This is a genomic window from Ensifer sp. 1H6 (assembly GCF_001976035.1).
Lineage (GTDB): Bacteria > Pseudomonadota > Alphaproteobacteria > Rhizobiales > Rhizobiaceae > Ensifer > Ensifer canadensis.
In genome coordinates this window covers 51894-72143 of sequence record NZ_MOAI01000002.1, presented here as the reverse complement: position 1 = coordinate 72143, position 20250 = coordinate 51894, and the positions used below count along the sequence as shown (strand labels likewise).

Sequence of the window (20250 nt, the reverse complement as noted above, 5' to 3'; positions counted from 1 at the left end):
CGTTTATCCCGGAATTGCACGACATTTCCTCCATCAGAACCGATGGAGCAGACGCAATGACCGACAATCTGGAAAAGGCAAGAACAGTCCTGGTATTGGGCGCGACCGGCGGCATCGGTGGTGCCGTCGCCCGCGGCCTCAGCCAGCGGGGATGGAAAGTGCGCGCACTCAATCGCAATATCGCCAAGGCCGCGCAGAAGGCGCCCGCGTACGAATGGGTGGAGGGCGATGCGATGAAGCGGCTGGACGTTCGCGCCGCCGCAGAAGGCGTCGAACTGATCGTTCATGCCGTCAATCCGCCCGGTTACCGCAACTGGGGCAAGCTGGTACTGCCGATGCTCGACAACACCATTGCCGCCGCGAAAGCGGAAGGCGCGCGCATTTTGCTGCCGGGCACGATCTACAATTTCGGTCAGGATGCCTTCCCGCTTCTGACCGAAGACAGCCCGCAGAACCCGCATACGGACAAGGGCATGATCCGCAAGGAGATGGAACTTCGATTGAAAGCTGCGTCAGACGCCGGTGTCGGCGTGATCATCCTGCGGGCTGGAGATTTCTTCGGCCCCGATGCCGCCAACAACTGGTTTTCGCAAGGGCTGGTCAAGCCGGGCAAGCCGCTGACCGCGATCAGCTATCCCGGAAAGAAGGGCGTCGCCCACCAATGGGCCTATCTGCCCGATGTGGCCGAGACGATGATCCGTCTGGTCGAGCGTGCCGAGGATCTGCCGGCCTTTGCCGTCTACCATATGGGCGGTTTCGTCGATGATGACGGCACGAAGATGATCGCCGCCATCCGGCGCGCAGCGGGACAGCAAAGGCTTCCGGCACGTGCCTTTCCATGGTGGCTGGTGACGCTGGCTTCCCCCTTCGTCCCGCTCTTTCGGGAGTTGCGCAAGATGCGCTACCTCTGGCGCCAACCGCTACGGATGCCGAACAATCGATTGCTGGACTTGCTCGGCGAGGAGCCGCGTACACCGATCGATGAAGCGGTGGCCAAAACCCTCAAGGCGCTCGGCTGCTTGCCGCAGAGTGCCGGACAAATCGGCGCCGGCGAGGGACTCACCCCAGCCAAAATGGCGATCAGTTCCTGAAGACCAAGCAAGCGCCACCATTTTTCCGAATGGTGGCGCAAAGCGCATTGGCTTCCACCTGGCTATCGCGGCCGATTCGGGCGGCATAACGAATGCGGCGGCCGAAGCTGGCATTGCGTTCGCGCAGGAGCAGGGCCTTCTCGCTACGGATCGGGGCCGGCAGACGTTTGACAGCGTTGACGAAGAGCCGCTGCGCCACCGATTTCTGAAAATGCGCCGCAAGCTGTACGCCCCAGGGCGCCCACTCCGCCTCATCGATCACGTCGATCTCGCGCAGTTGGCGGGTGCTGGCCAGCGCCACGCAGCCGTCGAGAAAATTCTTGCTCTTGTCGAGCGTCAGATCGAGTGTCTTTGGCGGATTGTCCCGCCAGTCCTCGACGCTGTAGGCGGTGATCGCCAGCACATAGTTGCGTGTCTCCGTCGGCAGCCAGTCCACTTCGAGGAAACGCTCCAGCCCATTTTCACCGGCATTGTAGGCGGCGGCGGCAAAACCGAGATTGCCGTAGCGCGACTTCAGCTCACCAAGATATTCGGCTGATTTTCCCAGAGCGGCAACGACATCGAAACTGTTGGAAAGGCCACGCATTTTCGCCGTTCCCGGCATGAACTGCGCGATGCCTTCCGCCCCTTTCGGGCTGACCGCATTCGGCCGAAACAGGCTTTCGCGCCAGATAAGGCGCGCAAAGAAGGCTGAAGGCAAGTCATTGGCGGCGGCATAATGATCGATGACGCCGCAAACATCGCGCTCGAAGCTTTCCTTGCTGATGCACAGCGATTTAACCGGGTCCGTCACCGACCGGCCGACATAGATGCACTTGGCGCGCACCGGCAGCTCGTCGATGCGAGCCTGAGCGATATCCGGCGACCCCATGCTCACGGCCATCAAAAGCGCCAGCAGCCCTCTGGCGGCAAACGCAAGACCTTTTGAGCTGCCGTTCCCCATGCCGTACCGCCCGCAATGCCTCATCGAAACAGACCGGCTTTATACATAGCATCTCGCGAGGTCAGGAAAAACAGGTCCTTCAGGCGGGTGAGCCGGTGGAGAGCACCAGTTGCATGAAGGTCAAGTCGAGCCAACGGCCGAACTTCGTTCCAACTTCGCGCATTCGACCGGTCTCTGTGAAACCCAGCCGTTGGTGAAGCCGGATCGAGGCGGCATTCTCCGACTCGATCCCCGCCACCATCACATGCTTGTTGAGACGTTCGGCCTCGGCGATCAAGGCAACCATCAGCTCGCGGCCGATGCCGCCGCCACGGCTTTTGCGGTGGACATACACGGAATGCTCGACCGTGTGCCGGTAACCGTCAAACGCACGCCAGTCGCCGAAGGAGGCATAGCCGACGATATCGCCGCTGTCTGCCACCGCGACCAGGACCGGGTATCCGGCATCGCTTCGCGCCCTGAGCCAGGCAGCTCGATTGGCGACATCGACGATCGTGTCGTTCCAGATGGCGGTCGTATTGGCCACCGCGTCGTTGTAGATGTCGCAGATGACCGGCAGGTCATCTTTCGTTGCTTGCCTGGTCAGCATGTTGCCCCGCATGTTCGTACACCATATGACTACGTCATGGATACTAAAGTGTACAGCCTTGATCAACGCATCAGTGATCGCATTCGTCTCGAGCGGGAAATCCGCGGCTGGTCACTGAGCGAGCTTGCGGAACGCTCCGGCGTCTCCCGCACGATGATCCACAAGATCGAGCGCGCAGATAGCAGTCCGACGGCAACATTGCTTGCGCGGCTTTCCGGTGCCTTCGGCCTGACCATGTCGACGCTGATCGCCCGCGCGGAAATTCAGGAGGGTCGCCTGTCGCGGCGCGAGCACCAGCCGGTCTGGCGCGATCCGCAAAGCGGATATCTCAGGCGGCATGTCTCACCGAACTCCGAGCTGCCGCTGGAACTGATCGAGGTCGAACTGCCAGCGGGTGCGGACGTGCCTATGCCGGCGGCCGCCTATGCAATGTTTCGCCAGTTGATCTGGGTGAAGCAGGGCGCCTTGACCTTCACGGAAGGCGAGGAGACGCATGCGCTGGCAGCAGGCGATTGCCTTGAGCTCGGACCACCCACGGACTGCATCTTCCGCAATGGCAACGATACGTTATGTGTCTATGCGGTGATCCTCTTAAGCAGCCGCTGACGCTACCTGTCGATTTCGGCTGCAGCGATCCGCGCGACCAGCATTTCGCCCTCGACATCGAAGTCGTCATCATCCTCCAGAAACCATGCGGCAGAGAGACCCGCATAGGCCAGAATCCAGGAAAGGATACGGCGCGGCGCCAGTCGAGTCGCCTCTGCGACAATAGCGAGATGGCGTTGCAGGCGACCGGGCTCGCTCACCACAGCCAGTTCCGGATTGCAGAAGAGATTGGCATAGTCGTAACCCGGATCGCCATAGACCGGCTTCGGGTCGATCGCCAACCAGCCACGGGCACTGAAGTCGAGAATGTTGCCGTGGTGAACATCGCCATGCAGCACGACCGGCGGATGCGGATCGGAAAACAAGGCCTCGGCCGCCGCAAGCGAACGCGCCAGCACGCCGCCATGGGTTCGTGCTGCCGGCGCCAGTGCCGCAAACCATCTCTCAAGCGGGACGAGATCGGGAATGGCCGCATCGCGGGGCGCATGGAGCGCAGCCACCGTCCCGCAGATGATCCGTGTCGCCACCTCGTCGCTTCCCGTCATCGCCATATGAAACAGCGATCGCCGGCTGTCGGTACGCTCCATCACAAGCGCATCCTCGTCGTCGGCATAGACTTCGGCAGCACCCTGGCCGGCCCACCAGAGCATCGGCAACCGGCCGAGCTTCTCTTCCACCTCGTGAGCGACCTTCAGCATTGCCGGCAGGCCGCGCCAGCGCACCGGCAGCAGTTGGCTCGATCGCGTTGAGACCCGGTCACCGTCCGGCTGCAGCGACCATTTTTCGAGGTAGGGAGCAAACATACAAGGAGGGATGGTCCGTTGGCGATCAAGCCCCCGCCGACCGGCGGGGCTTGAGGGATGTGGTGGTATCAGGCGACCTGTTCAAGAGACGGGTAGTCGGTATAGCCCTTTGCGCCGCCGCCATAGAACGTCGCTTGATCCGGCGCATTCAACGGAGCGTTCTCCTGCAGGCGCTCGACAAGGTCAGGATTGGCAATGAACGGCTTACCGAAGGCGACCAGATCGGCCTCGCGACTTTCAACTGTCTTTGCCGCCAGATCGCGATCATATCCGTTGTTGGTCATCCAGGCAGCCTTGCCGCCGGCAGCGGCATAGACGGCGCGTAGAGCGTGGTAGTCGAACGGACGCTCGCCCTGTTGGTGATCGCGCGGACCGCCGGTCGCACCCTCGATGATGTGGAGATAGGCGAGGGGATAACGGGCCAGGTTCTTGACGACATAGCTGAACAGCGCCTGCGGCTCCGGATCGAAGGCGTCGTTGGCGGGCGTCACCGGCGAGAGACGGATGCCGACACGGCCGGCGCCGATCTCCGAGGTGATGGCATCAACTACCTGGAACAGGAAGCGGGCGCGGTTCTCGATCGAACCGCCATAGGCGTCGGTGCGCTGGTTCGAACCGGAGCGCAGGAACTGATCGATGAGATAGCCATTGGCGGCGTGGATCTCGACACCGTCGAAGCCGGCATCGATCGCGGCGCGGGCAGCCTTGCGATAGTCCTCAACGATCCCGTCGAGTTCGCTGATGTCGAGCGCACGCGGTTCGGAGGTTTCGGCAAACGAACCCGTGCCATCGGGATTGATCAGATAGGTCTTGGACTTTGCCCTTATCGCTGAAGGTGCAACCGGCTTGCCACCGTCCGGCTGCAGCGAATCATGTGAGATCCGGCCGACATGCCACATCTGTACGACAATCCGGCCACCCCTGGCATGCACGGCATCGGTGACCTTGCGCCAGCCCTCGAGGGCTTCGGATGTGTAGAGCCCGGGCACATCGGCATAACCCTGGCCCTGCTGGGTGATCGCAGTTGCCTCGGTGATCAGCAGGCCAGCCGATGCGCGCTGTTCGTAATAGGTGGCGTTGAGTGTGTTCGGCACGGCCTTCGGCGAACGATTGCGCGTCAACGGCGCCATGACGATGCGGTTCTTCAGGGTGATGTCACCAATGGTGATGGGATCGAATAGGGTAGCCATTGCAGGTCCTTTCGGTTTCAGTTTGGTCTTGGGGGGGGGTGTCAGAGACTGCCGATGTCCTTCAGGAACGCGGCAATCGTCTCTTCGTTGCGCCTGTAGAAAACCCATTGGCCGAGACGGCGGGTTGTCACCAGGCCAGCGCGCTGGAGAATGGCGAGATGGGAGGATACGGTCGATTGCGACAGGCCGCAGCGCTCGAACTGCCCCGCGCAAACGCCCATCTCAAACGGATGCTCCTGGGTCGGAAAGTGCACCTCGGGCTCCTTCAACCAAGCAAGGATGCTCACTCTTGCCGGGTGTGCCAGGGCCTTGAAGATTTCGTCTCGATCCATCGTCTATCGCCATATCGTGTTTTATCGATAGATGTATCGGCTACACTCGATATTCAAATCACAAGAGCGTGAGGAGGAAATGAGCAAAAAAAGAGGGCCGCAAGAAAACTTGGGCCCTTGTAGTTGTGAAGGTAATTAGAACCTCCAGAGGGGAACAGCTGCTGCGGTGGCGGGGAGGAGAAAGCCACCAAGAATGCATCAGCTACATTTTGATATGGGAAGCGAAGTACCAGCTTTCAATAGCCGGCTGTGAATTTCGTCACGGCTCGCCCGTGTCCACACAGTAGACAAAAAAAGAGGGCCACAAGATGACTTGGGCCCTTATAGTTGTGAAGGTAATTAAACCTCCAGAGGGGAACAGCTGCTGCGGTGGCACTGGGAGGAGAAGCCACCAAAGATGCATCAGCTGAGGGTGGTATGCTGCTTTTTTGGGCGAGCAGCAATCATTTAATATGCATGTCAGCCATGCCATGTGCGCATCACTGCTCATTTTTGCACCGCACAAACAAAATGCGGCGCACCAAATGCGCCGCACGATCTAAATTACGATTATAAAACAACGAGCTAATCAGCCATCCGGCAAATGCTCACAAATCGAGCAATGGCGCCTTTGGCGTCAGAAGCTCCAGTTCCTGGCCTTGGCGACGATGTAATCGCGGAAGACCTTGAGCTTGGCAGCATTCTTCATCTCGTCGGGATAGCAGAAGTAGGTGTCGAACGACGGAATGTCGGCACTGATCGGAAGTTGTATCAGGCCTGGATCGCGGCCGACGATATAGTCAGGCAGCATCGCTATGCCGATGCCGAGCAGGCAGGCGCGCTTGATCGAGGTCTGGCTGTTGATCTGCAGATGCGAGGTCCGCGGGTTGTCGGAATCGCGGCCGGCGATTTCGAGCCAGTTGACGTCGAGCAGGTAGTTTGGCGCAGGTTCGCCGAAGGTAATGATGCGGTGGTTGTCGAGATCGTCGAGCGACTGCGGTTCGCCGTGCTTGTTGATGTAGGAGGGCGCCGCATAGACGTGCATATGCACGGTGAAGAGCTTGCGCTGGATCAGGTCGGATTGCTGCGGCTGGCGCAGGCGTATGGCGCAGTCGGCATGGCGCATGTTCACGTCGAGCTCCTCGTTATCGAGGATCAACTGTACCTGGACATCAGGGTGCAGCGACATGAACTCCTGGATCTTGTCGGTCAGCCAGCCCTGGCCAAGGCCTACGGTCGTCGTGATGCGCAGCTTGCCGCTCGGCTTGTCGGTCGTCTCGCTCAGCTGAACCTTGACGCTTTCGAGCTTCATCAGCACTTCGTGCGCAGTCCGGTAGAGGATCTCGCCCTGCTCGGTCAGGATCAGGCCGCGCGCGTGGCGGTGGAACAGCTTGATGCCGACATCCTGCTCAAGCGAGCTCACCTGACGGCTGATCGCCGACTGAGAGAGATGGAGCTTGTCTGCCGCATGCGTGAACGACCCAGCCTCGGCCGCCGCGTGAAAAATGCGCAGTTTGTCCCAATCCAGCGACATGAAGTCCCCCATATGAAACCACCCCGGGGGACGGGATCATGTCCTCCGCGTGCGGCTGATGCATCTGTTCCCATACGGGAAGGCTCCTTGCCTGGAGCTTCCCGATTCGCAGCTTCTATTCGGCTGCAATTGCGACGGGCATATGACCCGCCAGGTATTTCTCGGCCTCGAGCGCCGCCATGCATCCCATGCCTGCAGCCGTCACGGCCTGGCGGTAGATGTCGTCGGTGACGTCACCTGCGGCAAAAACGCCGGGTATATCGGTCGCCGTCGAATCAGCGGCCGTCCAGAGATAGCCATTGGACTTCTGCCGGAGCTTGCCCTTGAACAGTTCGACAGCCGGCGCATGACCGATTGCGACGAAGACGCCGTCGGTCACCATGTCGCTCGTTTCGCCCGTCTTGGTGTTGCGCAGCTTCACGCCATTGACCGATGCAGGCATCGGCGGCTTGGGGGCGGCACCAAGATATTCGACGACCTCGTGGTCCCAGATGATCTTGACGTTGGGCTTGGCGAACAGGCGCTCCTGCAGGATCTTTTCGGCGCGGAACGAATCGCGGCGATGAACGACGGTGACGGTCTTTGCGAGATTGGAGAGGTAAAGAGCCTCTTCAACGGCCGAATTGCCGCCGCCGACGACGATGACGTCCTTGTTGCGATAGAAGAACCCGTCGCAGGTGGCGCAGGCCGAAACGCCGAAGCCCATGAAAGTCGGCTCGGTTTCGATGCCGAGCCACTTTGCCTTGGCGCCGGTGGCAATGATCAAGGCGTCAGCCGTCCAATCGTTGCCGCTGTCGGTCTTGACGCGGAAGGGGCGAACGGAAAGGTCAACATCCGTGACCAGATCATTGACGATCTCGGCGCCAACATGCGTCGCCTGCTTCAGCATCTGCTCCATCATCCACGGACCCTGAACCGGATCGGCATAGCCCGGATAGTTCTCCACATCGGTGGTGATCATCAACTGGCCGCCTTGTTCCATGCCGGCGATCAGGACCGGTTCCAGCATCGCGCGCGCCGTGTAGATGGCGGCGGTATAACCGGCCGGGCCGGAGCCGATGATCAGCGCTTTTACGTGGCGGGCAGTCATGGTCTTGTCCTTCGCTCACCGAATGGCCGAAGGGCCCTGTCCGGTTCCGTTACATCACAGGCAAATAGTGCCATACTTTAGGTATTCCCCCCCGGGACTTTCAAGGGCGGTCGCGGTGATACACACAAGTGCTTGAGCCCAAGGCGCCGATTTGACACCAGATCAGGCATTTTTGCACCGCTTGCGTCCCCCTTCTTCACGTCACAAGCCCGTGATGACATCGCATGAGAACCGGATCCAGCGAACGGAACATGAGATACAGGGATCGAGGGCAACACGACTGCCCCCTTACACGCCTGACGGAAGACCTAGGACGGGCGCGAAGGCGTGGATCGCCACAGGTTTTTCGACGAACGCCCCCAAAAGAATCGACGTCAACCGGGCGCGACCGCCTCTGAACGCCGGTTTTCCCGCGAATAGTCGGCGCAGATGCTTGTTGTCGGATCGGTTTGGCGATATTTCACGCGGATTCACTTTGCTGGAGAGGCATATGGGGTTGAATGCAAGCCGCGTTTGGCTCGACCGCGAACTCGCCGCGTTCGGCAATTCACGACCGGAGAGTAGCCTCGCCTTCAGTGCGGGAACCGGATCGCAAACATACGCCTCCACGCCTCCAAGATCGCCCGCCGATAACACAAGGCTCACGCGCTACGAGCGAGAACTGCACACGCAGGGTCCGTCACTACGTGCAGGTCGAACGGACGGTCGACTGTCGATCAATTCTCTATGGCCAACCTGATAAAATCGGCTCGGTGACGACAACCTACCGGGCAATCCAAGCAAAGATACTCCTCTTCGGCTTTGCCCCATGCATCAAAGTCGCTTTGTGAAAAGGACGAACCTTCATGACGAAACAAGTCGAGCTCGACGCAATCGATCTCAAGATCCTTCGCGAGCTCCAGCGTGACGGCAGGATGACCAATGTGGATCTCGCCCAGCGTGTTGGCATTTCGGCGCCCCCCTGTCTGCGACGGGTGCGCAAACTCGAGGAAACCGGCGTTATCAAGGGCTACCACGCGCTGCTGAACGCACCGGCGCTCGGCTTCGATCTGGTGGGTTTCTGCATGGTGGGTCTCAAGCGGCAGTCGGAGGCGGATCTCAAGGCATTCGCCGCGGCAACCGCGGAATGGCAGATCGTGCGCCAGGCATGGACAGTCTCGGGCGAAAGCGACTTTCTGCTTCATTGCGTCGCCGAGAACCTGACCGCGTTCCAGGATTTCGTCATCGAGGTTTTGACCGCCAACGAGCGCGTCGATACGGTTCGCACGATGTTGACCATTCGTCAGGTCAAGGATATCGGGCTGGTCCAGATCTAGGATCCGGAACACTTGCGGATCCGCAACGGCAGCGAGGCTCCCTTGGAGAACGCAGACACGACCGAAGTTGAGTGGCGTCATCCATGAGCAAACTTCCGCTTTCCGCCTTCATCATTTGCCAGAATGAAGAGGCCTACCTCGGCAACTGCATCGAGAGCCTCGAGCAGTGCGCCGAGATCGTCATCGTCGATTCGGGATCGACGGATGGCACTGCCGCGCTCGTGCAATCCTTCATCGATAATGGATGGCCGATCCGCTTCATGCACGAGCCCTGGCGGGGCTATGCGGGCCAGAAACAGTTCGCGCTGGACCAGTGCACGCAACCCTGGTGCTTCAACATCGACTCCGACGAACGCCTTGATGAACCGCTGAAGGCGCTTCTGCCGTCGCTGCTTGACGGGCCGGCCGAGACGGTCGGCTGGCGCGTGGCGCGCCGCCCCTATTTGATCGGTTACGGTTATACGCCGGTGCGCGTGCATGAGAGGCGAAATCTGCGCCTGATCCGCAAGGGCAGGGGACGCTACGACCTCAGTCAGAAAGTGCACGAGGGTATCGTACCCGATGGTCATGTTGGCGCCGCCAGCAAAGGCAGCCTGCTTCATTATCGTCCGCTTGTTATCGACGAACAGATCCTGAAGGAAAACAAGTACTCCACGCTGAAGGCGGATCAGCAGGCAGCGGCCGGAAAACCACCGCGGCCATACAAGATGCTGTTCAGCCCACCGCTTTACTTTTATCGTCTCTATTTCCGAAACGGGCTTTGGCGCTGTGGCTTTCCGGGCTTCATCGAAGCCATGACGGGCGCCGTATACGCATTCTTGACCGCCGCAAAAATCTATCAGAGGCACGCACTCAGTAAGCGTCCCAACAACGATGATGCCGCTCTGCATTGAAAGCATCCAGGTGATTTTATGAAAGTGATGCATATCCATTTTGGCAAGGACGGTGGAGCGGAACGGTTCTTCGTCAATCTCGTCAACGCATTGCATGATCGTGGTGTCGAGCAGCGCATGCTGATCAGGCCCGACAGAAGCTGGCGTCAAGAGCTGGAGCATTGCGGCAAGATCTACGAAGGCGTCTTTCGCCGAATTTCGCTCTCGCGCTTTGTCCTTCAGGCACGCATGCAGCGGATATTGCGGGAGTTCCAACCCGACGTGATCATGGCCTGGCAGCTTCGCGCAAGCCGTTTCATGCCTGTCTACAACAAGGCCTTCCGCATTTCCCGACTTGGCGATTATCCGGAGCACCTCGGTTACTACACGAATGTCGAGACGCTCGTCTGCATAACACCCGATATCGCCGATCGCGTCAGAAAGCTCGGCTGGAAGCGTGGGGTCGAAGTGATCGCCAACTTCACACGGGCAACGCCGGCGGCCGCGATAGAGCGCCGAGACCTCGAAACGCCGGAGGATGCCTTTGTCGTCGTCGGCATGGGGCGGTTCGTGCCGCGAAAGGGCTTCGATCATCTGCTGCGCGCCGTCGCCAAGGTCAATGGCGCCTATCTTTGGCTGCTGGGCGATGGTCCCGAACGCGCCAACCTCGAACGGCTTGCAGAAGAACTCGGCATAAGGGACCGTGTGCGCTTTCCTGGCTGGAAGACGAACGCCTATGGCTACCTGTCGGCGGGCGATGCCTTCGCGATCACATCATTGCATGAGCCTTTGGGCAACGTCTGCTTTGAGGGGTGGGGTGCGGGAGTAGCCACTATTGCGTCTCGCGCCGAGGGGCCGTCCTGGGTCATGACGGATGGCCAGGACGCACTGATGGTTGATTGTGCCGATGCGGAGGGTCTGGCAATCGCTATCGAACGGCTGCGCGACGACCCGGCGCTTCGCACGCGCCTCTGCGAAGGTGGGCGCGATACGCTTGCCAAGCGTTTTTCGGAGCAGGTGATCTCAGAGACCTACCTCGAGCTGTTTGCCCGGGGTTCGAAGCAAACATGAAACTCGTCCATTTTCACTTCGGCAAGGATGGTGGCGCCGAGCGTTTCTTCGTCCATCTCGTCAATGCCTTTGCCGAGCGCGGCGTTGAACAGAAGGCGATCATTCGACCGGATCGGATCTGGCGCAAGGACATCAGCCCTTCCGTCGGAATCAAAGAGAGCCATTTCCGGAACCTGTCGGTCGACCGCATCCTTCTTCCATGGAAGACAGCACGGCTCGCCAAGACGTGGAAGCCGGATGCTCTTATGGCATGGGCGCCCCGTGCCAGCGAATTGATGCCGAACTACAAGGGTTGCATCAAGATCTCGCGGCTCGGCGACTACCCGCCGCGGCTCGACTACTTCCGCAACACCGACTGCCTCGTCTGCAACACTCCTGGCATCGCCGCGCATGTGCGCGAAATCGGTTGGAAGCGCGACGTCGAGGTTATCTCCAATTTCACCAATACCGAACGCGTCGCTGCCGTCAGCCGCGCCACGCTGGATACGCCGAACGACGCGCCGGTCGTCATGTCGATGGGCCGCTTCGTTGAGCGCAAGGGCTTCCATACGCTGATCGAAGCGATCGCCAAGGTGCCGGGTGCGTATCTCTGGCTTGTCGGAGATGGGGAAGAGCGCGAAAACCTCGAAAAGCTTGCCATCGATCTCGGTGTTTCGGGCCGGGTGCGATTTGCCGGCTGGCAAAAGGACACGCGTGCGTTCCTGGCCGCCGCAGACATCTTCGTCATGGCGTCAAGCCATGAACCACTCGGCAACGTTATTCTCGAATCCTGGGCGCAGGGCACGCCAGTCGTTTCAAGCCGCTCTGAAGGACCGCAATGGTTCATGCGCGACGGTGAAAACGGCCTGATGGTCGATATCGGCGATGCCGAGGGTTTCGGCCACGCCATCGAGCGCATAGCAAACGACCGACAGATCGGGTCGCGTTTGGCAGAACGCGGCTACGAAACGCTGATGAACCAGTTTTCCAAACAGGCCATCACCAACGCCTATTTGAAGCTGTTCGCCTCGAAGAAATAGGCGGCAGTCGGCCACTAGGCCGGTCAGCGCATCAGCCGTTCGTACACTGAATTGATGGCGGCCGCTTCGCCTTCGATCGCAAACGAAGTGGCGGTGCGGACAAGGCCATTCGCACCCGCTGCTGTGCGCCGCCGGTCACCATCCATGAACGCGGCCGTCGCCTCGACCATGGCTTGAAGGTTATCGGCCGGGACGATCGTCCCGGTTTCGCCTGCACCGCTCACAACCAGTTCGGAAAATGCGCCGACATCGGTCGCCACGACGGGAACGCCCGTTGCCATGGCTTCGAGCGGTGTCAGACCGAATCCTTCCCAGCGCTGCGGCGCGACGAAAAGATCGAGCGCCCGGTACCAGTCGGGAATGTTGGTGTGTTCACCGACAAACAGGATACGCTCGGCAAGCCCGGCTTTGGCGACGCGCTCCTTGAGCTCGTTTTCAAATGCCACATGCGGACCCGTCGCCCGACCGGCAACGATCGCGCTCCAGCTTGGACGGCAGGGCAGGAGGGCGATCATGCTATCAACGAAGAGATCGGTGCCCTTCTGACGGCGGACCCGCCCGAAGCAGCCGACGAATTTCTGGGCCGGATCGACGCCAAGTGCGGCCTTCGCCTGATGCTGATCGACGGGCGGCTGGAACCGTATGGTATCGATCCCGTGCAGGATGACGTCGTTCGGCACTTCGAGATAGGCGGCTGTCTTGCCGCTTGTCGCGATCACCGCATCCATACGGCCGATCAGAAATTTACTCCAGCCCGTATGGCGGCGCTGGGATGCCGAGGTGAAGGCAATCTTCAACTTCATGCGCAGGAGATCGCGCAGGATGATCGCCGGCAACATCTCGACGTTGCGCCGAGCGTGCCAGACGCGGCAGCGCCGGCCGTCGGGCGCTTTCCAGAGATGCAGGAGATCGAGAAACCTGATCGAAGGCAGACTGTCGGGAAGACCCGGACCGAGCACCGCGATCTTCTGACCCAGCGCGCGCTGGATCGGGATGAGTTGGATGATTGTCGAGGTAACGCCCGAGAGGCGCCGCTTGAAATTGGGAGCGATCACCTCGACGTCCCGGATGTCAGCCACGGAATCGCTCTCCTTGCGCATGCGACAGTCAATGTCTTGGAGGCAGGGGGATCGGGGCGAAGCGGAACCGTCGCCCCAAAGGGGCGATCAGCCCCAGTTTACCGCGAGGATTTCGTAGGCCTTGGAACCGCCGGGTGCGTTCACTTCGATGGAATCGCCGACTTCCTTGCCGATCAGCGCGCGGGCGATCGGCGACGAGATGGAGATGCGTCCAGCCTTAACGTCCGCTTCCTGATCGCCAACGATCTGGTAGGTTTTTTCTTCCTCGGTGTCCTCGTCGACGAGCTTCACCTTGGCACCGAACTTGATCTTGGAGCCGGACATCTTCGACAGGTCGATGACTTCGGCGCGCGCGATCAGGTCTTCGAGTTCGCCGACGCGACCCTCGTTGTGGCTCTGAGCCTCTTTGGCGGCATGGTACTCGGCATTTTCCGACAAGTCGCCATGCGCGCGTGCTTCGGCGATGGCCTCGATGATTCGTGGTCGCTCTTCCTGCTGGCGCCAGCGCAGCTCCTCCTGCAGGTTGACGAATCCACCCTGTGTCATCGGCACTTTGTCGACCATTTCAATGTCCTTCATCAAGCACGAGGCGCCGCTTGGGGGCGGCGCCAACGCAAAAGAAAACGGTCTCCGGCGCGCAAGCACCGGAACCGTCCGAAATATCCGAACCGTTCTTATAGCAGAAAGGAAACTGCCAATGCCAGATTTTTCGCCATGATCCACCGCGTCCTTCACTTGGGGGGCGCAACTTGCAGACGCTCCTACCAATTTGACATCCTCGATAATGGGCTTTACCTCAACCGCGGTTGAGGTCGTAACAGTTCTGTTTCCGAAACGACGAACACACGGAAATGACAGGATGAGCACGACAAAAGACGACCGCGACGCAGGGAAAGCCGAGGGCCATTCAGAAGCGGAAGGGCGTTGGGTCGAGTTGTTGCAACCCAACCATCTGGCGGCGACCGTGACGCTTTGCCTCGGTGTCGCGCTCTTTGCCTTCAACGAGTTCTTCATCTCGACCGCGCTCCCGACGGCAGTCGAGGAATTTGGCGGTGCGGCACTGCTCTCCTGGGCCTTCACCCTCTATCTCGTCTTTGCAATCATCGGCGGGGCATTGGCTGCCAATCTCAAGGCGCGCTTCGGCGCCCGCAATGCGTTGATCGCAGCAGCGCTTGTCTTCGTCACCGGCACAGTGATTGCGACGCTGGCGACGAGCATGCCGCAGGTCCTGGTCGGAAGGCTGTTTCAAGGGCTGGGCGAGGGCATCATTGCCGCTATTTGCTATGCACTGATCCCGGAGCTTTTCCCGCCTCGGCTCGTGCCGAAGGTCTTCGGTGCAGAGGCCATCGTCTGGGCAAGTGCTGCCTTTGCCGGTCCGCTCATTTCAGGATTTCTCACCGAACACTGGTCATGGCGTGCGGCCTTCTTCGTCAACATTCCCGCCGCCGCCATCTTTATTGCGCTGGTCCTTGCCATCGTACCCAGACGGTCGGCTTCGGCGCAGATCGTGCAACCCATTCCGCTTTTTCGCCTGATCGCATTTGGCCTGGGCATACTGCTGATCTCGGTTTCGAATATGCTCCAGAACGGATTTGCCATGGCGGCGCTCGTGGTCGTAGCGATCGCCGTTCTCGTCAACACTGTGCATCTCGACCGTCGCTCCAGGCACTCAATTCTCCCGCTTGGCGCATTTTCGATCGGGCGCCCGCTCGGCACCGGCCTCTGGATCATTCTGCTGATGCCGTTGGCGCAGGCTTCCGGCTCCGTCTATCTCGTCTACGGCTTGCAACACCTCTGGAATTTCGGCCCGACGGCCGCCGGATTCTCGAGCGCGCTGATGGCGATGTCGTGGAGCTTGACCGCCATTCTGGTGGCGAGCCTGCGCTCGCATGATCTGCGTGTACGATTGATCTGGGTCGGGCCACTGCTGCTTTGCCTCGGGCTCATCGGCCTGACGGTCGCGATCGCGACAGCGGAGTTTCGGTTGGTTTTCGCAGGTCAAATTGCCATTGGTGCCGGCTTCGGCGTCTGCTGGGGCACGCTCAGCCAATTGCTGATGGATGTGTCGCCGCCCCCTGAGCGAGACAAGACTTCGGCACTGCTGCCGACGCTGCAATCCGCAGGTTACGCAGTCGGCGCAGCCGTCTTCGGGCTGACCGCCAACATACGCGGCTTCGATGAAGGCGCACGGTTGGCCGTCATGCGCGACGCGCTGTTAGCGGTGTTTGCCTTGAGTTGCGTGATCTCGGTTGCGTCGTTGTTCTTCGGCATCAGGACTGTCCGGCTTGCGCGCAGCCGAAGGCCAACACGCAGCGAGGCTCGGGCACAGCGGCCCGTGACGGTCGATTGATCACCAGGCCGTGGGCAGGGCGGCGGCGGTTTCGGTGGGGCGGCGGAATACGCCAAGGCTGCCTCGACCGATCAAAGCGTCCTGTTCACGGCCACGACCGTCTGACGGCGCAATCGTCGCCAGAATCTCGCCGCTGCCCGAGCGCACATGGACCCTCAGCGATCCATAGTCGGCATCGCGGCCAATCTTGTCGGCAATTCGCTGGCCGTAATACAGGGCGGAACCTTCGTCGAAGTGGCTGATGCCGTCCTCGTCGACAAAGCGCTCGTCGCCCCAATACAAATCGAAGAAATAGACCTGCACGATGTTGCCCCATCCCATGCGCAGTGCCGGATCTTTCCGACTTGGGAGCGCATGTGGGCATGTAAGCACCCGGCGACCGAACCTAGGCTGAACCCGGCGTTCAGGTGGCGTTCACAACAATGAGGGGGAGATTGCGCACTCGTAGAGCGATTTCGGCTGAGCATCGAGCCGCCGCTCGTCAGCGGCCCAACTGCGCGCACCCAAAGATGCGCGCAGCCGTCGTTCGATCAGGCCTTGAAGTAGCTCTGGAGCGGGCGAACCTCGAGGTTGCCGGCCTTGAGCGCCTTGATCGCGCGCGCTGCCGCCTCTGCACCTGCCATGGTGGTGTAGTAGGGCACCTTCTGCATCAATGTCGCGCGGCGAAGCGACTTGGAATCCGAGATCGCTTTGTTGCCATCCGTCGTGTTGATGACAAGCTGGACCTGCCGGTTGCGGATCGCGTCCTCGACATGCGGACGACCTTCCTGGACCTTGTTGACCTTGACGGCGGCAATGCCGTTTTCACCGAGGAAGCGGGCGGTGCCGCCGGTCGCCATCACCTTGAAGCCGATGTCGACGAGAATGCGGATCGCCGGTAGGACGCGGGTTTTGTCTTCGTCGCGGACGGATACGAACACCGTTCCGTCGCGCGGCAGATCGACGCCGGCACCGAGCTGCGACTTGGCAAAAGCAAGCGCGTAGTCGGTATCAAGGCCGATGACTTCGCCAGTCGAGCGCATTTCCGGGCCGAGCAGCGTGTCGACACCGGGGAAGCGGGCGAACGGGAACACGGCTTCCTTGACGGCGATGTGCTTCAGGTTGCGCGGGTCGGGCTTTTCGCCGTAGGCGGCGATCGCCACATCCAGCGCTTCACCGGCCATCACGCGGGCAGCGATCTTGGCGATCGGCGCACCGATGGTCTTGGCGACGAAGGGCACGGTGCGCGAGGCGCGCGGGTTGACTTCGAGCACGTAGATCGTGCCGTCCTTGATCGCGAACTGGACGTTCATCAGACCACCGACATTGAGTGCTTTGGCCAGCGCCGTCGTCTGGCGTTCCAGCTCGTCGACCATCGCGTTGTCGAGCGTGTGAACCGGCAGCGAGCAGGCACTGTCGCCGGAGTGAATGCCGGCCTCCTCGATGTGCTCCATGATACCCGAGACGAACACATCCTTGCCGTCACAGAGGCAGTCGACGTCGACTTCCGTGGCGTTGCTCAGGTAGCTGTCGAACAGCAGCGGGTTCTTGCCGAGAAGCGTGTTGATCTGGCCGGTCTTGTCGTTCGGGTAACGCTGCTTGATGTCTTCCGGAACGAGGCCCGGAACTGTATCGAGCAGATATGTCTGCAGCATGCTTTCCGAATGGATGATCTGCATGGCCCGGCCACCGAGAACGTAGGACGGACGCACGACCAGCGGGAAGCCGATTTCGGCGGCAACGAGGCGTGCCTGTTCGACCGAATAGGCGATGCCGTTGTTCGGCTGGTTGAGATCGAGCTTCATCAGCAGCTTCTGGAAGCGGTCGCGGTCTTCGGCAAGGTCGATCATGTCGGGTGCGGTGCCGAGGATCGGGATGCCGTTCTTTTCCAGTGCTTCCGCCAGCTTCAGCGGCGTCTGGCCGCCGAACTGCACGATGACGCCGACCAGTTCGCCCTTTTCCTGCTCGGCGCGCATGATCTCGATCACGTCTTCAGCGGTCAGCGACTCGAAGTAGAGCCGGTCCGACGTGTCGTAGTCGGTCGAAACGGTCTCGGGGTTGCAGTTGATCATGATCGCTTCATAGCCAGCGTCCTTCAAAGCGAAGGCGGCATGGCAGCAGCAATAGTCGAACTCGATGCCCTGGCCGATCCGGTTCGGACCACCGCCGAGGATGACGACCTTCTTGCGGTCGGAGACATCAGCCTCAGAGCGGGCCGCACCAACGAAAGGCGTCTCGTAGGTCGAGTACATGTAGGCGGTCGGCGAGGCGAATTCGGCGGCGCAGGTGTCGATGCGCTTATAGACCGGGCGGACGTTGAGCGCGTTTCGAAGTTCTGCCACTTCCTTCGGGCGCTTGCCGCCGAGCGTTGCCAGCCGGGCATCGGAGAAGCCCATGGCCTTCAGCATGCGCAGGTTCTCAGCATCCTGAGGCAGGCCGTGCTCGCGGACGCGCGCTTCCATGTCGACGATCGCCTTGAACTGGGCGATGAACCACGGGTCGATCTTGCTTGCCTCGTGAACTTCGGCCTCGCTCATGCCGAGACGCAGCGCCTGGGCAACCATGCGCAGACGGTCCGGCGTCGGCGTACCGATCGCGGCACGGATAGCGTTACGGCCATCGCCGTTCTCGTCCATGTCAGGGATTTCGATTTCATCGAGACCGGTGAGCCCGGTCTCAAGGCCACGCAGCGCTTTCTGCAGCGATTCGGCAAAGGTACGGCCGATCGCCATGACTTCACCGACCGACTTCATCGCAGTGGTCAGGACCGGCGAGGCGCCTGGGAATTTCTCGAAGGCAAAGCGCGGGATCTTGGTGACGACGTAGTCGATCGACGGCTCGAAGGATGCCGGCGTCGCGCCGCCGGTGATGTCGTTCTCGAGTTCGTCGAGCGTGTAGCCGATGGCGAGCTTGGCCGCGATCTTGGCGATCGGGAAGCCGGTTGCCTTGGAAGCGAGAGCCGAGGAGCGCGAAACGCGCGGGTTCATCTCGATGACGACGAGACGACCATCCTTGGGGTTGACGGCGAACTGCACATTCGAGCCCCCGGTCTCGACGCCGATCTCGCGCAGCACCGCGATCGAGGCGTTGCGCATGATCTGGTATTCCTTGTCCGTCAGCGTCAGCGCCGGAGCAACGGTGATCGAATCGCCGGTGTGCACGCCCATCGGGTCGATGTTTTCGATCGAGCAGATGATGATGCAGTTGTCCGCCGTGTCGCGGACGACTTCCATCTCGTATTCCTTCCAGCCGAGAACCGATTCTTCGATCAGCACTTCGGTGGTCGGCGATGCGTCGAGGCCGCTGCCGACGATGTCGAAGAATTCGGTGCGGTTATAGGCGATGCCGCCGCCGGTGCCGCCGAGTGTGAACGACGGGCGGATGATCGCCGGCAGGCCGACATCGTCGAGCGCCTGCGCGGCGATGGCCATCGCATGGTTCATGTAGCGCTGCTTGCGATCGCCTTCGCCGAGGTTCCACTGGTTTTCCAGTTCGTCGAGCGCCGTGTCGAGTTCCGGCCCGGAAAGGCGGCCCTTCAGTTCGGCGCGTTCGGCCTCATGCACCTTGCGGTCGTGGTCCTTGATGTCGGTGGCGTTCGCCAGGCGCGACTTCGGCGTCTCCAGGCCGATCTTGGCCATCGCCTCGCGGAAGAGCGCGCGGTCTTCTGCCTTGTCGATCGCGTCCGGCTTGGCGCCGATCATCTCGACATTGTAGCGGTCGAGAACGCCCATGCGGCGCAGCGACAGCGCGGTGTTGAGCGCGGTCTGGCCGCCCATGGTCGGCAGCAGTGCGTCTGGGCGCTCCTTGGCAATGATCTTGGCAACGACTTCCGGGGTGATCGGCTCGACGTATGTTGCGTCCGCCAGACCCGGGTCGGTCATGATCGTTGCCGGGTTGGAGTTGACGAGGATGACGCGGTAGCCTTCCTCCTTCAGCGCCTTGCAGGCCTGGGTGCCGGAATAGTCGAATTCGCATGCCTGACCGATGACGATCGGCCCCGCGCCGATGATGAGGATCGATTTGATATCTTGGCGCTTCGGCATGGTCGGTCATCCGTTTCTAGCTGCGCGAAAAACCGGCCAAAGTGGGAGGTCACCGGCCGGGCACGCATTGATGGTCTTTTCAGGCTAGAAGCGGCTTATAGGCAAATGTATCTGCAAGCGAAACCCCGAAAATTCCGGAATCGACAGGAAAGCCGACATATTTCGGCATGGGCTTTTGCAACGTGTCGGACGGCGGTCCCAAAGCCGCATGCGGGCCGTCAAATCACGCCCGGTACCACCAGAACCTCGACCTCGCCGGCAGCAGGCGGATGGGCAATCACGCTGGCGGCTTCATCGAGCGAAACGTGCCGCGCGATCCTCCGTGCAAGAGGTGCCTGTCGGTGCCACACGCCTCGACGCGCAC

The 20250-nt window shown here is 60.8% G+C and carries 18 protein-coding genes; 7 read left to right on the top strand and 11 right to left on the bottom strand.

The window, feature by feature from the left end; genetic code table 11:
• The first annotated feature begins 56 nt into the window (after nt 1-56).
• A complete protein-coding gene (locus BKP54_RS03250; RefSeq protein ID WP_025427095.1) occupies nt 57-1091 on the top strand; it encodes an NAD(P)H-binding protein in 1035 nt (344 codons plus the stop codon).
• Here the strand turns inward: BKP54_RS03250 and BKP54_RS03245 are convergent.
• A complete protein-coding gene (locus tag BKP54_RS03245) occupies nt 1081-1962 on the bottom strand; it encodes a lytic transglycosylase domain-containing protein (RefSeq protein WP_234907880.1) in 882 nt (293 codons plus the stop codon). The two genes, BKP54_RS03250 and BKP54_RS03245, sit on opposite strands and share 11 nt — an antisense overlap.
• Before the next feature lie 151 nt (nt 1963-2113).
• On the bottom strand, nt 2114-2623 hold the full coding sequence (locus BKP54_RS03240; protein WP_025427093.1) for a GNAT family N-acetyltransferase: 510 nt from the start codon (nt 2621-2623) through the stop codon (nt 2114-2116).
• A gap of 36 nt (nt 2624-2659) precedes the next feature.
• On the opposite strand from BKP54_RS03240, the gene BKP54_RS03235 reads away from it, so the two are divergent.
• Nucleotides 2660-3229: an XRE family transcriptional regulator gene (locus BKP54_RS03235; protein ID WP_025427092.1), complete on the top strand. Its 570-nt coding sequence runs from the start codon at nt 2660-2662 to the stop codon at nt 3227-3229.
• A gap of 2 nt (nt 3230-3231) precedes the next feature.
• Here the strand turns inward: BKP54_RS03235 and BKP54_RS03230 are convergent, their stop codons facing one another.
• The 5 genes from BKP54_RS03230 to trxB form a co-directional block, all read right to left on the bottom strand.
• Nucleotides 3232-4032, bottom strand: a complete 801-nt coding sequence (locus tag BKP54_RS03230; RefSeq protein WP_025427091.1) for an aminoglycoside phosphotransferase family protein — start codon at nt 4030-4032, stop codon at nt 3232-3234.
• Nucleotides 4033-4100: 68 nt separating this feature from the next.
• Nucleotides 4101-5222: an alkene reductase gene (locus BKP54_RS03225; protein WP_025427090.1), complete on the bottom strand. Its 1122-nt coding sequence runs from the start codon at nt 5220-5222 to the stop codon at nt 4101-4103.
• A 41-nt stretch (nt 5223-5263) separates the two neighbouring features.
• Nucleotides 5264-5554, bottom strand: coding sequence for a metalloregulator ArsR/SmtB family transcription factor (locus BKP54_RS03220; RefSeq protein WP_025427089.1), 291 nt, complete (start codon nt 5552-5554; stop codon nt 5264-5266).
• 616 nt (nt 5555-6170) lie between these two features.
• Nucleotides 6171-7067, bottom strand: a complete 897-nt coding sequence (locus BKP54_RS03215) for a LysR family transcriptional regulator VtlR (protein WP_038577011.1) — start codon at nt 7065-7067, stop codon at nt 6171-6173.
• Between the two features lie 115 nt (nt 7068-7182).
• Nucleotides 7183-8157 (bottom strand): thioredoxin-disulfide reductase, encoded by a 975-nt coding sequence (trxB, locus tag BKP54_RS03210; RefSeq protein WP_025427087.1) that lies wholly within the window; start codon nt 8155-8157, stop codon nt 7183-7185.
• Nucleotides 8158-9002: 845 nt separating this feature from the next.
• Here trxB and BKP54_RS03205 point away from each other — a divergent pair.
• The 4 genes from BKP54_RS03205 (at nt 9003) to BKP54_RS03190 (ending at nt 12435) form a co-directional block, all read left to right on the top strand.
• Nucleotides 9003-9473, top strand: coding sequence for an Lrp/AsnC family transcriptional regulator (locus BKP54_RS03205; protein WP_025427086.1), 471 nt, complete (start codon nt 9003-9005; stop codon nt 9471-9473).
• Nucleotides 9474-9556: 83 nt separating this feature from the next.
• A complete protein-coding gene (locus BKP54_RS03200; RefSeq protein ID WP_025427085.1) occupies nt 9557-10366 on the top strand; it encodes a glycosyltransferase family 2 protein in 810 nt (269 codons plus the stop codon).
• Between the two features lie 18 nt (nt 10367-10384).
• Nucleotides 10385-11416 carry a glycosyltransferase gene (locus BKP54_RS03195; protein WP_025427084.1) on the top strand — a complete coding sequence of 344 codons (1032 nt, stop codon included), beginning with the start codon at nt 10385-10387 and terminating at the stop codon, nt 11414-11416.
• A complete protein-coding gene (locus BKP54_RS03190) occupies nt 11413-12435 on the top strand; it encodes a glycosyltransferase (RefSeq protein ID WP_057214353.1) in 1023 nt (340 codons plus the stop codon). Before BKP54_RS03195 ends, BKP54_RS03190 begins: the two co-directional genes overlap by 4 nt.
• A gap of 23 nt (nt 12436-12458) precedes the next feature.
• Here the strand turns inward: BKP54_RS03190 and BKP54_RS03185 are convergent, their stop codons facing one another.
• Complete coding sequence (locus BKP54_RS03185; RefSeq protein ID WP_025427082.1) at nt 12459-13514, bottom strand: glycosyltransferase family 4 protein; 1056 nt, start codon at nt 13512-13514, stop codon at nt 12459-12461.
• 87 nt (nt 13515-13601) lie between these two features.
• On the bottom strand, nt 13602-14078 hold the full coding sequence (gene greA, locus BKP54_RS03180; protein WP_025427081.1) for a transcription elongation factor GreA: 477 nt from the start codon (nt 14076-14078) through the stop codon (nt 13602-13604).
• A 295-nt stretch (nt 14079-14373) separates the two neighbouring features.
• On the opposite strand from greA, the gene BKP54_RS03175 reads away from it, so the two are divergent.
• A complete protein-coding gene (locus BKP54_RS03175; RefSeq protein ID WP_084814273.1) occupies nt 14374-15864 on the top strand; it encodes an MFS transporter in 1491 nt (496 codons plus the stop codon).
• On the opposite strand, the gene BKP54_RS03170 is transcribed toward BKP54_RS03175, so the two are convergent.
• Together BKP54_RS03170 and carB are read right to left on the bottom strand one after the other, a co-directional pair.
• Nucleotides 15865-16185, bottom strand: coding sequence for a hypothetical protein (locus BKP54_RS03170; RefSeq protein ID WP_038576103.1), 321 nt, complete (start codon nt 16183-16185; stop codon nt 15865-15867).
• A 209-nt stretch (nt 16186-16394) separates the two neighbouring features.
• Entirely contained in the window at nt 16395-19886 is a 3492-nt protein-coding gene (gene carB / locus BKP54_RS03165; protein WP_025427078.1) for a carbamoyl-phosphate synthase large subunit, read from the bottom strand.
• Nucleotides 19887-20250 lie beyond the last annotated feature (364 nt).

Excerpts from the sequence above, each read along its gene's own strand:
- BKP54_RS03250 (WP_025427095.1), top strand. The coding sequence starts at position 57 with ATGACCGACAATCTGGAAAAGGCAAGAACAGTCCTGGTATTGGGCGCG.
- BKP54_RS03245 (WP_234907880.1), bottom strand. The coding sequence starts at position 1,962 with ATGGGGTCGCCGGATATCGCTCAGGCTCGCATCGACGAGCTGCCGGTG.
- BKP54_RS03240 (WP_025427093.1), bottom strand. The coding sequence starts at position 2,623 with ATGCTGACCAGGCAAGCAACGAAAGATGACCTGCCGGTCATCTGCGAC.
- BKP54_RS03235 (WP_025427092.1), top strand. The coding sequence starts at position 2,660 with ATGGATACTAAAGTGTACAGCCTTGATCAACGCATCAGTGATCGCATT.
- BKP54_RS03230 (WP_025427091.1), bottom strand. The coding sequence starts at position 4,032 with ATGTTTGCTCCCTACCTCGAAAAATGGTCGCTGCAGCCGGACGGTGAC.
- BKP54_RS03225 (WP_025427090.1), bottom strand. The coding sequence starts at position 5,222 with ATGGCTACCCTATTCGATCCCATCACCATTGGTGACATCACCCTGAAG.
- BKP54_RS03220 (WP_025427089.1), bottom strand. The coding sequence starts at position 5,554 with ATGGATCGAGACGAAATCTTCAAGGCCCTGGCACACCCGGCAAGAGTG.
- BKP54_RS03215 (WP_038577011.1), bottom strand. The coding sequence starts at position 7,067 with ATGTCGCTGGATTGGGACAAACTGCGCATTTTTCACGCGGCGGCCGAG.
- trxB (WP_025427087.1), bottom strand. The coding sequence starts at position 8,157 with ATGACTGCCCGCCACGTAAAAGCGCTGATCATCGGCTCCGGCCCGGCC.
- BKP54_RS03205 (WP_025427086.1), top strand. The coding sequence starts at position 9,003 with ATGACGAAACAAGTCGAGCTCGACGCAATCGATCTCAAGATCCTTCGC.
- BKP54_RS03200 (WP_025427085.1), top strand. The coding sequence starts at position 9,557 with ATGAGCAAACTTCCGCTTTCCGCCTTCATCATTTGCCAGAATGAAGAG.
- BKP54_RS03195 (WP_025427084.1), top strand. The coding sequence starts at position 10,385 with ATGAAAGTGATGCATATCCATTTTGGCAAGGACGGTGGAGCGGAACGG.
- BKP54_RS03190 (WP_057214353.1), top strand. The coding sequence starts at position 11,413 with ATGAAACTCGTCCATTTTCACTTCGGCAAGGATGGTGGCGCCGAGCGT.
- greA (WP_025427081.1), bottom strand. The coding sequence starts at position 14,078 with ATGGTCGACAAAGTGCCGATGACACAGGGTGGATTCGTCAACCTGCAG.
- BKP54_RS03175 (WP_084814273.1), top strand. The coding sequence starts at position 14,374 with ATGAGCACGACAAAAGACGACCGCGACGCAGGGAAAGCCGAGGGCCAT.
- BKP54_RS03170 (WP_038576103.1), bottom strand. The coding sequence starts at position 16,185 with ATGGGATGGGGCAACATCGTGCAGGTCTATTTCTTCGATTTGTATTGG.
- carB (WP_025427078.1), bottom strand. The coding sequence starts at position 19,886 with ATGCCGAAGCGCCAAGATATCAAATCGATCCTCATCATCGGCGCGGGG.